The organism is Nibrella viscosa, from assembly GCF_039541875.1.
In the GTDB taxonomy this organism is placed as follows: Bacteria; Bacteroidota; Bacteroidia; order Cytophagales; family Spirosomataceae; genus Nibrella; species Nibrella viscosa.
Genome location: NZ_BAABHB010000011.1, coordinates 200648 through 213775, shown reverse-complemented (window position 1 = coordinate 213775; position 13128 = coordinate 200648). Strand labels below are relative to the sequence as shown.

Annotated in this window: 12 protein-coding genes and 1 tRNA gene; 3 read left to right on the top strand and 10 right to left on the bottom strand. The window is 56.3% G+C overall.

The genetic code is table 11. The annotated features are described in order from the left end of the window. Positions 1-317 precede the first annotated feature (317 nt). From ABD931_RS22285 to ABD931_RS22265, 5 genes are all read right to left on the bottom strand, one after another. Positions 318-392: transfer RNA gene (locus ABD931_RS22285), tRNA-Val, on the bottom strand. Between the two features lie 37 nt (positions 393-429). Continuing rightward, the gene (locus ABD931_RS22280) at positions 430-1743 is read right to left on the bottom strand and encodes an MFS transporter (protein WP_345270194.1); all 1314 of its coding nucleotides are present in this window, start codon (positions 1741-1743) and stop codon (positions 430-432) included. Between the two features lie 27 nt (positions 1744-1770). Next, positions 1771-3249 (bottom strand): hypothetical protein, encoded by a 1479-nt coding sequence (locus ABD931_RS22275; RefSeq protein ID WP_345270182.1) that lies wholly within the window; start codon positions 3247-3249, stop codon positions 1771-1773. Positions 3250-3319: 70 nt separating this feature from the next. Beyond that, complete coding sequence (locus ABD931_RS22270; protein WP_345270181.1) at positions 3320-4219, bottom strand: alpha/beta fold hydrolase; 900 nt, start codon at positions 4217-4219, stop codon at positions 3320-3322. Positions 4220-4265: 46 nt separating this feature from the next. Continuing rightward, on the bottom strand, positions 4266-4709 hold the full coding sequence (locus ABD931_RS22265) for a hypothetical protein (RefSeq protein ID WP_345270180.1): 444 nt from the start codon (positions 4707-4709) through the stop codon (positions 4266-4268). A gap of 127 nt (positions 4710-4836) precedes the next feature. On the opposite strand from ABD931_RS22265, the gene ABD931_RS22260 reads away from it, so the two are divergent. Both ABD931_RS22260 and ABD931_RS22255 read left to right on the top strand, forming a co-directional pair. Continuing rightward, positions 4837-6495 carry a T9SS type A sorting domain-containing protein gene (locus ABD931_RS22260; protein ID WP_345270179.1) on the top strand — a complete coding sequence of 553 codons (1659 nt, stop codon included), beginning with the start codon at positions 4837-4839 and terminating at the stop codon, positions 6493-6495. A gap of 79 nt (positions 6496-6574) precedes the next feature. Continuing rightward, positions 6575-8608, top strand: coding sequence for a thioredoxin domain-containing protein (locus tag ABD931_RS22255; RefSeq protein ID WP_345270178.1), 2034 nt, complete (start codon positions 6575-6577; stop codon positions 8606-8608). Between the two features lie 63 nt (positions 8609-8671). Here ABD931_RS22255 and ruvC read toward each other — a convergent pair whose 3' ends face one another. Continuing rightward, a complete protein-coding gene (ruvC, locus tag ABD931_RS22250) occupies positions 8672-9262 on the bottom strand; it encodes a crossover junction endodeoxyribonuclease RuvC (protein ID WP_345270177.1) in 591 nt (196 codons plus the stop codon). Between the two features lie 19 nt (positions 9263-9281). Between ruvC and ABD931_RS22245 the strand changes: the two genes are divergently transcribed. Further along, positions 9282-10289: a lysylphosphatidylglycerol synthase domain-containing protein gene (locus ABD931_RS22245; RefSeq protein ID WP_440590448.1), complete on the top strand. Its 1008-nt coding sequence runs from the start codon at positions 9282-9284 to the stop codon at positions 10287-10289. Positions 10290-10399: 110 nt separating this feature from the next. On the opposite strand, the gene ABD931_RS22240 is transcribed toward ABD931_RS22245, so the two are convergent. The 4 genes from ABD931_RS22240 to ABD931_RS22225 form a co-directional block, all read right to left on the bottom strand. Beyond that, a complete protein-coding gene (locus ABD931_RS22240) occupies positions 10400-11416 on the bottom strand; it encodes an MBL fold metallo-hydrolase (RefSeq protein ID WP_345270175.1) in 1017 nt (338 codons plus the stop codon). Between the two features lie 102 nt (positions 11417-11518). Beyond that, the gene (locus ABD931_RS22235; protein ID WP_345270174.1) at positions 11519-11704 is read right to left on the bottom strand and encodes a hypothetical protein; all 186 of its coding nucleotides are present in this window, start codon (positions 11702-11704) and stop codon (positions 11519-11521) included. A 219-nt stretch (positions 11705-11923) separates the two neighbouring features. Then, the gene (gene gloA2 / locus ABD931_RS22230) at positions 11924-12313 is read right to left on the bottom strand and encodes an SMU1112c/YaeR family gloxylase I-like metalloprotein (RefSeq protein WP_345270172.1); all 390 of its coding nucleotides are present in this window, start codon (positions 12311-12313) and stop codon (positions 11924-11926) included. A gap of 31 nt (positions 12314-12344) precedes the next feature. Beyond that, a complete protein-coding gene (locus tag ABD931_RS22225; RefSeq protein ID WP_345270171.1) occupies positions 12345-12863 on the bottom strand; it encodes a GAF domain-containing protein in 519 nt (172 codons plus the stop codon). Positions 12864-13128: the final 265 nt, after the last annotated feature.

Genomic DNA, 13128 nt, shown 5'->3' with positions numbered 1-13128 from the left:
GCCTAACCAGACAACCCCGAAGGGGTGACAGGATTATAGCACTGGCCTAACCAGACAACCCCGAAGGGGTGACAGGATTATAGCACTGGCCTAACCAGACAACCCCGAAGGGGTGACAGGATTATAGCACTGGCCTAACCAGACAACCCCGAAGGGGTGACAGGATTATAGCTTGTAAATGGGGAAGCTGACCTAACCAGACAACCCCGAAGGGGTGACAGGATTATAACGGGTGCGGGTTGGATGCTATAATCCTGTCACCCCTTCGGGGTTATAGCACAAAAAAGCTCCAAATTGAGCTAATTTGGAGCTTTCGGTAGGACGTAGCGGGCTCGAACCGCTGACCTCTGCCCTGTCAAGGCAGCGCTCTGAACCAACTGAGCTAACATCCTGTATGTAGGTCGCCTTCCGACGAGGTTCGACGCAAAATTAAGCAACTTCCGGAGTTTTCAAACGGACGCGATACACTTTTTGCGAGGGAATTCGTGCCAGTAGCCCAAAACCAAGCAAAAAAAAGACCAGCAGCGCCAGCACGCTGTTGCGCATACTGCCCGTGATCTGCTCAATCAGCCCGTAAGAGGCTGTACCCAGCACAATGGCCAGTTTCTCGGTTACGTCGTAGAAGCTGAAAAACGAGGCCGTATCCGTCGTTTCTTCGGGAATCAGCTTGGAGTAGGTCGAGCGGGAGAGCGACTGGATACCGCCCATCACCATACCCACCAGAGCCGCCAGGGCAAAAAACTGGTTCTGGGTATTCACAAAATACGCTCCCGTGCAGATCACCACCCACACTGAGACGGCAATCATCAGGGCATAGGTATTGCCCAGCCGCTCCGACAGCCGCGCAAACAGATAAGCCCCTGCAATGGCCACCAGCTGAATCAGCAGAATGGTGATGATCAGGCTTTCGGCGGGCATTTTCAACTCGTCGCTGCCGAAGATGGTGGCCACGTACATGACCGTCTGCACACCCATGCTGTACACAAAAAAAGCAACCAGAAAGCGCTTCAGCAGGGACAGGTGCTTCAGCTCGCCGAACACTTTTTTCAACTCCCGGAAGCCGTTGAACAGCCAGCCATCCTGCGGCACCATACGCTTGCCGGAATCGGGCAGGCGGTTAAACGGTATCTGCGCAAAGCCGAACCACCAGATACCCACCGTCAGAAACGAGATGCGCGAGGCCAGCCCCTGAGAGATCCCCCCGTACCAGCCGGGAAACAGAATCATGGTGAGGTTAAACACCATCAGCAGCACACTACCGATATAACCCAACGCATAGCCCCGGGCGCTCACCCGGTCGAAGCGGTCTTCGGTGGCAATATCGGGCAGGTAGGAGTTGTAAAAAACAATGCTGCCGCTCCAGCCTACCAGACTGATGCCGAAGAGGATTACCGACCAGGTGGTCGTCTCGCGGGTAAAGAAGTACAGCAGGCTGCAACTGATGGCCCCAGTATAGCAGAACACTTTCATGAACAGCTTTTTGCGGCCGCTGAAGTCGGCAATGGCTGTGCAGAGCGGACTCAGCAGGGCCGCCAGCAGGAACGCGGCCGACACGGTGTACGAAAACAGTACCGAGTTTTTAACCTCGAAGCCGAGGAAATCAATGACCGGTCCACCAGCCTCGTTCAGCGCCGTGGCCGAAAAATAGACCGGAAAAATGCTGGAGACTATCACCAGCGAATGCACCGAATTAGCCCAGTCGTATAGGCACCAGGCGTTCAGAATACGGGGGTTGTTCTTCATACGTAACGGGTGCATAGGCGCTCTGCGTTACCGGGGTGCCAGGTATAATTCATAAAAGGAGTTTTCTTTTCCCAGGTACTGATTGGCCTCGCGCAGCGACCACCGTTCTTTCAGCACGAGGTAGGTGTTGGGATAAGCGTCATAGGGAATGGCACTGAATCTCACCTTGTCCGGATACAAATTGGCTGTAATCCGGTTCACCTTCGCGGCTCTGACAATCCGGTCTACGGCAATAACGGACGAAACCCCCAGCAGCAACAGCAGCAGACCGAACGGCAAGGACTGCCGGACCCGGCTGAGCACAACCTGAAGGGGTTTGCCGGCGGCAAACGGCTCATACAGATACATGCCCACCAGCAGCAAGTATGGGATGGCCCCCCGAAACAGAAAATCGTTCACCTTGCCAATCCGGTAGAACGGAAACACAAACAGCAGCATCACCACCACGTAGAACAGGAAATTCTGCACACCCGGTTTGGTCTTCCGAAAGTACGCACCCAGCAGCAGAAACAGGGTAATATTTGTCCCTATGTTGACGCAGAATTCGATAATGCTGTTCCGGTAATCATTGCGGAAGGTCCAGACAAAACCGGAGATCGGCAGTTCATTGTGCGACGAGAAAAACAGCATTACCGGCAGGCAGAGCAGGCCGGGCAGGATGGCTTTCTGGAACTGCACCACCCAGTTGATCCGGAAACCCGACAACATAATGTTCCGAATAGTCAGCACGCCCGTCAGCAGCAGCATGGTGAGGGCCGGAAACACCGCCCACCAGAGGGTCAGCACGATTGGAAAAAACAGATCTTCGACAGCCAGACCCCGTTTGATCACGTAAAACAGCATGCCGGCCAGAATCATCGATGGAATCACCTGGTTAGGCACCCACAACAGGTTCTCAAAGTTAGACCAGAACTCAATGCCAAAATCACCATAGATATACAGAGACTTGCCAAATTTATGGAAAAACGTTTTGAACACATGCGCCAGGTCGCCAACCGTCAGCGCCAGAAACACCAGGATGAGCTTTCGGTTCAGCGCCAGGTAAACCCACATCAGTCCCAGAAAAAAGCCAATATACCCCCAGGTAAAAATAATGGTATCGCTGATGGTATTCCAGCTTTTGGCCAGCAGTGACGGAACGACATAGTAGCCGAAGTAGTACGATATGGATGGCCCGTCTTCCTGCATGCGCAACGGCCAGTTATGCCTGAACAAGTCGTAATACTTGGTGTTGTGGCTCCAGTAGTCGAACGTCTGGTAGCAGATTCCGCTTGTCCCCGACACCAGCGTTATCAGGAGGGCAAAGGCCGCTACTACCAGAATGTTCGTCAGGCTGATGGGTTCTGTATCGGTTCGCCGGGAACTTCGCACCTGCGTGTAGAACAGGTAGAGCAGTAGCGGGATGGCAACCCAGGCAATGGCCCGGTTAAACCAGAAGTGGTAAAAGAGGAGATTTGGCAATAATAAATAGCCCAGGCTCAAACTCCGTAAGCCATGTATGTTCATACAGGTTGTAATATAAGCTAATCAACTACTTGCGTTGGTACTCAATGCCCCGGTAAACACGCCTGGCTGTTTACAGGCTGCTGTTCAGAAACTGGATAACCGCCCGGCTGAACGCATGGTTGGAATCACCCGCCACCATATGGCCGGCTTCGGCCACGTTGACGCTCTGGGCGTGGGGCACCACATCCAGAAATTCGGTCATCACTTTTTCGCTGACTACGTCGCTGATGCCGCCCCGCACAATCAGCGTCGGCACGCTCAGCGCTTTGGCGGCCTTGAACAGGCGCTCTTCGTAGCCGATCCGCTGCTCGGTAGTGGCCGAGGCAAACTGCTGCCAGGTGGCCAGAAACTGCGGGTCCCAGTGCCAGTAATAGCGATCGGCCCCACCGTTGGGGCTGGGCTTCAGACGGAGGTTTTTCTCCAGGCGGCTCAGGTCTGAGGGCCGGGGCCGCTGGGGCAGGTAAGCCGCTACAGCATCGGCTGCTTCATCCAGGCTGCCAAACCCATCGAGGTTCGCGCTCATAAACCGGAATATCCGCTCTACGCCCTGCTGCTCGGCGCGGGGAGCCACATCAACCAGCACCAGCCCCGACGCCATGGATTGGACCGACTCGCTAATGGCCAGCAGGGAGATAATCCCGCCCAGCGAAGCGCCTACCAGCGCCGGACGGCTACCGATTTGCCGGATTACTTCGTTCAGGTCCGCAATCAGATAATCGACGGTATAATGACCTTCCGGCGACCAGCTACTATCGCCATGCCCCCGGATGTCGAGGGCAACGGCATACCAGCCGGCACTGGCCATCCAGCGGGCGGTTTCGCCCCAGGAGTGCCGGGTCTGCCCGCCCCCGTGCAGCAGAATCACGCAGCGTTCCGACGGTACGCCGTAGGCATCGGCGGCAATAAACATGCCGGTTTCTGTTTCAAACGTAAGCCTTCTGGCCTGATTGTTGGTCCGAATTGTTTCCATTCAGGAATTGTTTCACCGTCTACGCTACGATGTTGCCGGTCTGTTTTTAAATTGAAGGTGCAAATTCCAGGTGGGCGTCGGTCTCGGTCCCGCCCACCGGTACTTTGTTCTTCAGCGTCAGCTTACTGCGGGAAAGCTCCACGATCTGGAAACGGCCTTTGAACTGACTGATTTCCACATCCAGCGCCTGGTTGTTCTCAACCAGGTACCAGGTGCCGCCATTGACAACCTGCCTGGTTACGCGGTCGAGCGCCCGGGTGGTGTTGTTATCCCGAAACTGGATTTCCAGAAAATACAGCGCCTGGGTGGCCAGATTCAACTGCGACTGGCTGATAACCTGCCCTTTGGTATCGGTTACCCGCTCCAGTTTCCAGCCGGTGCTCATCATGATCTCGGCCCGGTCTCCGCCCGCATCCAGATCTTTCTTTTTGCAGTCGGCCAGCAAAACGGGTATCCCAAGCAGCATCAGCCAATACATCACTTTTCTCATAATTGGATACGTTAAGTCAATCAAAAATTAGCAGTCTCTAAAACGGTATAAACCCGTTGAATAGTCTTGGTCTGTTATTTCAGTGACAATAATAGCATAAAATAGTAGCTTTGAGCAAAAAACAGGTATGCGTTTTCCGGCTACCCACCCTATTGCGCTTCTTTTCTGCTGGCTTTTTACCGGTATCGCTTTGCCGGCAAAAAGTCAGGTGCGCTGTGCCGATCCGCTATCGCTGACCCCGGCCACCCCGCCCGGACAGGTCAACTGGAAAAAATTCCCGGAGTTTACACTCCCGTTTACCCTTATCTACGGGGCACCCCGCCTGGGCGATACGCTCGCCAGTCCGCTGCGGCATGGCTTCAGTCACCTGGCCACTGTGCTGCCCAGTGAGTTCGGGACGCTGGTCACTCCCCGCGAGCGCGCCCTCGACTGGTCTGGTTTTGCGTTTGGCCTCAATCAGCCCTGGGAAACCCTGCTGAGCCCCTGGGACAACGATACCTTGGCCTACCAGGCTAAATGGGACTGGTTCATCACGCAGACGTCGGGGGGCTATACCAATGCCAAGGGGAAATTCATCTTTCCGATCAGTTTTCTGGCGGTAGATATTGAGCGGTTTCTGCCCACCGACGACCGTATTGTGCGGCTTAAGCAGGAACCGAAAATACCGGCGGCCTACCGCAATTTGCCGGATGCCGATTTTATCAGCGCCTACAAACGGGATATGACCGCCCTGTACGGCATGGGGCTGCGCTACATCCGCCAGAAAGTTGACCTCACCGGTATTCCTCTGATGACCTACAGCGATGTGCCCATCCGGAATACCTTCTTCAACGTAACCGGCAATACCTGGACCGACTGGCGCACCAACCCCGAACGGGTCAGCTTTCTGGTGAAAGACCAGACAACCAACCGGGTGGGTGGCCCCTTCTACCAGCAACTGGATGCCCTGGGGCCATCGGCTTACTATTACTACGACTATCCGAGTCCGCTGGCTCCCGATTACCTGGCGTACATGCTGTTCCAGATTGAAGCCAACCAGGCGTGGAGCGATAAGCCTATTATTCCGTATGTCTGGATGCGCTACCACGACTGCTGCGGCAGCTTTCCCAAGTTCCTGCAGCCGTTCATGGCCGAAGCCACCGCCATCTTCCCGTTTTTCTCGGGTGCCAAAGGCCTCTGGTTCTGGGACCATGGCGTAGACCCAACCGCCAGCTTTGCGGCCTACGAGCATTTCGTCCACGGCCTGTACCGGCTCTCGCGCTTTGCCGATGTGTTTACGGGTGACTATAAACTGGTTATTCCAAAATCAGCCCGCGACCATATGGACGACCGGACCCCGATCTGGCGGGGAGCCGTCAAAGACAACCGCATTCTCATTGCCGCCCACAATCCTTACGCCACGGAGACGCAAACCACGCGGGTTCCGGTTTCGTACGGCTCCTGGCAAACGACACTGACGCTGAAAGGCCGGGAAGTATATCTCTGTCAGTTTGACCTGACCGTTGTGACCGGCAACAACGAGGAGATAGCGCTGACGAACCTGAAGGTATTTCCAAACCCGGCCGTCGACCAGGTGACGGTCCGCTTCGACCGGTTGCCCACCCGCCCGGTTCAGATCTCCTTTGTCGACCTGCTCGGCCGAACCGTACTCCGGCGGGTCGTCGACGCCGGCACCGCGTACGTCAACGAGAGCGTGCCGGTCAGCCCGCTCAAATCGGGTTTGTACACCGTCATTATCACCGATAGCCGCTCCACCTATACCCAAAAAGTGGTTATCAACCGGTAAGACCAAACAGTACCCGGCCGTTCGGGTTACTGATAGGAACACGACACTGGCCGCGTTTCCGGCCGGCAAAACTCCTGTTATGGCGAATCGACTGAGCACTGAAAGCAGCCCTTACCTCCTGCAGCACGCCCACAATCCGGTAGACTGGTACCCCTGGGGCGACGAAGCCCTGACCAAAGCCCGCGAGGAAGACAAGCCGATTCTGGTGAGTATCGGCTACTCGGCCTGCCACTGGTGCCATGTGATGGAGCGGGAATCGTTCGAGAACGAACAGATTGCCGGGCTGATGAACGACCATTTTGTGTGCATTAAGGTAGACCGGGAAGAGCGGCCCGACGTAGATGCCATTTACATGGAAGCCGTACACGCCATGGGAGTGCAGGGGGGCTGGCCGCTAAACGTTTTTCTGATGCCTGACGCCAAGCCTTTTTACGGCCTCACGTACCTGCCCCCACGCCAGTGGGCCAACCTGCTCACCAGCGTGCGGGCGGCCTTTAACGAGCACCGCGACCAGTTGGCCGAGTCGGCCGAAGGTTTTGCCGGCCACCTGAACGCGTCCGACATTCAGTTGTATAACCTGACCCGTTCCGACACGCTGTTTACGCCCGAGACGCTGGAACAGCTCTACCGCAAACTGGCGCTGAAGTTCGATACCGAAAAAGGCGGCATGAACCGGGCGCCGAAATTCCCGATGCCCAGCATTTACACCTTTCTGCTGCGGTACTACCACCATACGCAAAATGAATCGGCCCTGCGGCAGATCATCGTCACCCTCAACCGGATGGCCCTCGGTGGTATCTACGACCAGCTTGGCGGTGGGTTTGCCCGGTATTCGGTAGACGATATGTGGTTTGCGCCCCATTTCGAAAAAATGCTGTACGACAACGCTCAGTTGCTCACCCTCTATGCAGACGCTTATACGCTAACGCAGAATTCGCTGTACCGGCGCGTGGTGTACCAGACCATCGCCTTTGCCCGGCGCGAACTGCTCAGCCCGGAAGGCGGCTTCTACTCCGCCCTCGATGCCGACAGCGAAGGCGAAGAAGGTAAATTCTATACCTGGACCACCCCCGAATTAAAGAAAATACTGGGCAACGATTTTGAGTGGTTTGCCGACCTGTACCATAGTACGGATGAAGGCAACTGGGAAAACGGGCGGAACATCCTGCACCGGACCGTGACCGATGAGGAGTTTGCCCGCCAGGCCGGCTGGAGCCTGGAGGAGCTGAACGAAATGCTGTCGGTGGCGCACGCCCGGCTGATGAGCGCCCGCAGCAGCCGCGTGCGGCCGGGCCTGGATGATAAAGTGCTCTGCTCCTGGAACGGCCTGATGCTAAAAGGGCTGGCTACGGCCTACCGGGTCTTTGGTGAACCGGACTTTCTGGATCTGGCGCAGCAGACGGCTCAGTTCCTGAACGGGCCCATGACCAATCCGGCCAACGGCGGGCTTTATCATACCTACAAGAGCGGAAAAGCCGGCCTGACGGGCTACCTGGAAGACTACGCGGCCGTGATCGACGGCTACCTGGCCCTGTACCAGGCTACGTTTGATGAACACTGGCTGCAGACCGCCGACCAGCTTACCCGGTACGTGCTCGACCACTTCGGCGAAACCCGCACCGACGAAACAGGCAGTGAGCTGTTTTATTTTACCGACCGTACCGGCGAAGCGCTGATTGCCCGGCGCAAGGAGATTCTGGATAATGTCATTCCGGCGTCCAACTCCCTGATGGCCGGCAACCTGTACACGCTAAGCCTGCTGATGGACCGCCCCGACTACGGCACACAGGCCGACCGGATGCTCGGCCGGGTACAGCCCCTGCTTCAGCAGTATCCGGGCGAGCTGACCAACTGGGCCGCCCTGTATGCAATGCGGGTACGCCCCACAGCCGAGATTGCCATTATAGGCCCCAACTTCCGGGAAGTTCGCCAGGCCATAGACACCCGCTTTTATCCCAATAAAGTGCTGTGCGGCACCGAATCCGAGAGCCGGCTGCCGCTGCTGGAAAACCGGGGCATGATTCGTGGAGAGACCACCATTTACGTCTGCTACAACCGGGCCTGTCAGTTGCCGGTAACCGATGTTGCGGAAGTCTGGCGAATGCTGGTTTGACGTTTGAAGTTTAACGTTTGAAGTTAAAATGGCGAAGCAACTTCAAACCTCAAACTTCAAACCTCAAGCTAACCTTCCCGGGTTTTCGCTGACGAACGCCCCCCAGCCGCCTTTTTTGTCTTTTTTACCACCGGACTTCTTAACACCGGGCAGGGAGTTTTCGTGGAAGTAGTGGCAGATGGCGATAGCCAGGGCATCGGTAGCGTCGAAGAATTCAGGAGCCAGCTCGGCATTCAGCAGGTGGCTCACCATATGCGAGACCTGCTCTTTAGCCGCATTGCCGTTACCGGTGACCGACTGCTTCACCGTCCGGGGTGAGTACTCGACAATGGGAATACCCCGCGACAGAGCAGCGGCCATAGAAACGCCCTGCGCCCGGCCCAGCTTCAGCATGGCCTGCACGTTTTTGCCGAAGAACGGATCTTCAATCGCCATCTCGTCCGGCAGGTAGTCGTCGATGAGCCGCAGAATGGTATCGTATAGTTTCTTCAGCTTCAGCTCGTGGGTGCTATATTTGCTGAGGTGAACCACGCCGTACTGCAACATCCGCATTTGTCCGTTCTGCACCTGAATAATGCCGTAACCGGCTATCTGGGTGCCGGGATCGACTCCCAAAATAATTTTCTCAGCGTTGCTTACGGATGTTGAAGCCATTGTCAGGCGTTTATGCTTTATGCAAAGTAACGATTTACCCGCTGATTCAATACCACCGTCTTCCAAAAAAAACCTTTTTTGGCTCAAACTGGCCGTTTTGGCCGGACTCCTGGCCTACATTGGCTATACGCTGCGCCGGCAACCGGCCGACTGGCCGGCCGTCTGGCAGCACCTCCGGCAAACCAACTGGGCCGGCGGCTGGGCGCTCGCGTTACTCCTGCTTACGCCGGTAAACTGGGCCCTGGAAGCGCTTAAATGGAAAATTCTGATCCGGCGCGTCGAAGCCGTCAGTCTGGCCGAAGCCTATCAGGGGGTACTGGCGGGCTTAGCGCTCGGTTTCGCCTTACCGGCCCAACTGGGCGACACCACCGGCCGGGTGCTCTCCCTGCGCTCGGGGCGCCGGGCCGAAGGCGTCGGGGCGTCGCTGGTGTCGGGGGGTATGCAGTTTTTTGTGGCGCTGCTGTTTGGTACTGCGGCCTGGGGGTATCAGCTCGTAACGGTACCCTCGCGCAACACCCCCGCCGGCTGGATTCTGGCCGGGCTGTTGCTCAGTATGCTGCTGCTGGGCGGCATCCTGGTACCCATACGCCATCGACTGCCGAAAGCCCATACCCGCCGGCGGTGGCTTCGCCAACTCCTTACCTATCTGGCGGTAGCCGGGCAATACACTCCGGCCGAACTCACACAGGCGGTGCTGGTAGCCTCGCTGCGCTACCTCACGTTTTCGTTCCAGTTTTATCTGGCGCTCCGGCTGTACGGCATTAGCCTGTCTGCCCCCGACATGCTGGCCGGCATCGGGCTGGTTTTTCTGGCCAAAACCATCACCCCGGCCTTTAACCTGCTCAGCGATCTGGGCGTGCGCGAAGCGGCTTCGCTCTGGGTCTTTGCGCCCTATGGCCTGGCCGTTTCGCTCGTGCTGACGGCCACGCTGACACTCTGGCTGGTAAACATTCTGCTACCGGTGCTGGCCGGCCTGGTCTGGGTCTGGCGGCTGAAATGGTCTGTCAGCCCTAAACCGATGGGCTGATGGCTGCACGCGCTGCCTCGCCCGGCTATTTTTTACGCAAACAGACCAGCCGGAACGGGGCTGGTCTGTTTGTTTTCAATTGCACAGGTGAACCCGCAGGGCTAACTGCCTTAGCCGAGCCGCCGGCGTAACTTCCGGCCTTCCCGTTTGACCTCCCGGCCAAATCCTTCGGTATTATCCTGAATCAGACGGCCAATCAGAAAAGCCGCCGTACCCGCCAGTAAGCCAATGCCGATAGTACGGGCTACGGTATACGACACGGGTGCCGGCATATCCACAATACCGTCTTCGTCGGTTTGGGCGGCTTGCTTTACGTACCGACCGCCGGTGGGTACTTCCTGCTCCTCAAAGTTCTCCGCCAGCGTTCTTAACCGCATACCCAGTTGCACCCCCCTGAACGATTTCCCATGACCGGTACCAACTGCGGTTGGGTTGAGCTCGGCCAGTTTCCAGATGGATTCTTTAGACGCCTGCCAGTCAATGGTAAAATAAGCGGGTGGTCCGTGAAACTCTTCCTTCTGCGTCATTACGGCAAAGGCCGAGTTCTGGTCGGTGGTCGTAAAAGCGTCGCCCGCAATCAGCACGCGATCACTGTCGCGGTACAGCGATACATGACCAGGGGCGTGACCAGGCGTGTGAATAACCTGCCAGCCGGGCATTTCGGGGATTTCCCCCTCCGGCATCGGCTTTACCTTATCGCCCAGGTTTGGCGCACCAGTCGGAAATATCCACGACATATATGCCATAGCGCCCCCACCCACGGCCGGGTCCGGTGGCGGGTAGTTGGATTTGCCGGTCAGATACGGCAGCTCCAGCGGATGCGCGTATACGGGCACATTCCAGTCTTTGAGCAGTTCGGGTAAGGCCCCCACATGGTCAAAATGACCGTGTGTGAGCACAATGGCTTTCGGCGGATTATTCTCGCCAAACAGCCGGGCGGCCTCCCGCCTGATACGGCCTGCCGTGCTCTGCAGACCGGCATCCACCAGCACCCAGTCGGCACCCGGACGCGGTTCGCCCACGAAAAAGACGTTGACAAACACGATTTTCATGCCGGCCACATCGTGGGCAACCGAATACGGCGACTGTTCGTCGTCGCGGGTTTCGGGCAACGTTTGTGATTCCATACTTACCTGATTAGTTGAGCGGAGAGGCAGTTGATATGCCTCTCTATGTGTTTGTCAGGTCAACAAACTGATGCCCGGATTGTTTGTCGAACTTATCTGCCGTTACCGGGCATACGCTACCCGGTAGCTAATCCCGTTGTTATCGTCTGAGAACAGCAGGGCACCATCGGTATGCATAGCAATCCCCACCGGCCACCCGAACCGCCCCTGGTTGTTATCGACCGGAAAACCCGTTACAAAGCCCTCAAAACGCGTTGGCCTGCCGTTCCCGAACCGGAGTTGTACCACCTTCTGACCCGATGGTTTACGGCGGTTTTAGGAGCCCCGCATGGTTATAAAGGCATCGTTGCAGTAATCGGCCGGGAAACGGTTACCGGTATAAAAGACCATAGGTTCAGTCCGTGCCGTTCCTTTGTTTCCGGATGCCAGCCAAAGCCTATACCGGAGGCCTTTGGATACGTCCCCTCCAAACTACCTTTTAATTCTATAGGTTTAATCTATTTACTATCAGTCTTCATACAATTCGAGCGGCAGGCCATCCGGATCGCTGAAAAAGGTAAACTTCCGGTTTGTATGCGTATCGGTTCGGATGGGCTCTACAGCAATGCCCTGCTGCTCCAGTATCGCTTTGGCGGCAGCCACATCGGCCACCGCAAATGCCAGGTGACGCAGGCCGGTTGCCTCCGGTCGCGAGGGACGCCGGGGCGGATCGGGAAACGAGAACAGTTCGATCACGTACTGCCCGTTGAGCTGTAGATCCAGTTTGTACGAATTCCGCTCCGCCCGGTACACTTCCTGTAGTACGGTCAGGCCCAAGATTTCTGTATAAAACCGTTTCGAAACAGCGTATTCGGAGCAGATAATGGCTATATGGTGAACCTTATTGAGTGTGAGCATGTAGCTTGCAGGCGTTTGTATCCGGTGCAAGCTACATCATCTGCACATAATCTCTGATAATGGGAGCCAACTGCGGCAGCAGCGGTTCAATAAAGGCGCGGTCCTGCTCGGTCCAGTGCCGGGGCTTGCCGAACATACACGGCTGCAGAATACCCCAAAGCGTATCGTCTTCAACAATGTGGGCATGCACCAGCGCACTATGGCCGAAAGTCTGCGCTTCAAACTCCCGGTTCAGCACGTCGGGTTCCGCCATTTTCACATCATCCACATACACCGAAGGCTTACCGGCCAGGGCGGCCGCAAAAAGCGGATCGCTGTCAGGCAGGCCGGTTTCGTCTTGCCATTCCGGCTGAAACACATCGGCGATGGTTGTGTCCCGACGCCAGCAGAACGCAATGCGGCCTTTGCCGGCCGCCGGCTCCCGTATGTACAGAAAGCAGCGGTCGGTGCGGAGAATTTCTCCCAGTTGCTCAATGAGCTGACTTAGTTTTTCGCCGGGGCTCAGACCGGCATTTAGCAGGGGTTCCAGTGAAGCAATTGTTCCAATCATACCGTTATTTTTTACACACAACCCGCAGCAGCCCGGATAGTTCTTTTCTATTACTCACGGTGGCGTTGTCGTTGGCGGCAGCCGCCAGGGCCAGCGCCCGTTTTATCCCGATCATTACCCAGACGTAGCGGAATAAACGGGGACATTAAAATCAGCTGACAATAAATCTCACGCATAGCCCAACTAACTGATAATCAAACGCATTTTATTAATATGATTCTTATGTAATTTTAACCTTTTTTAAATTTTGGCCTATACGTACAAG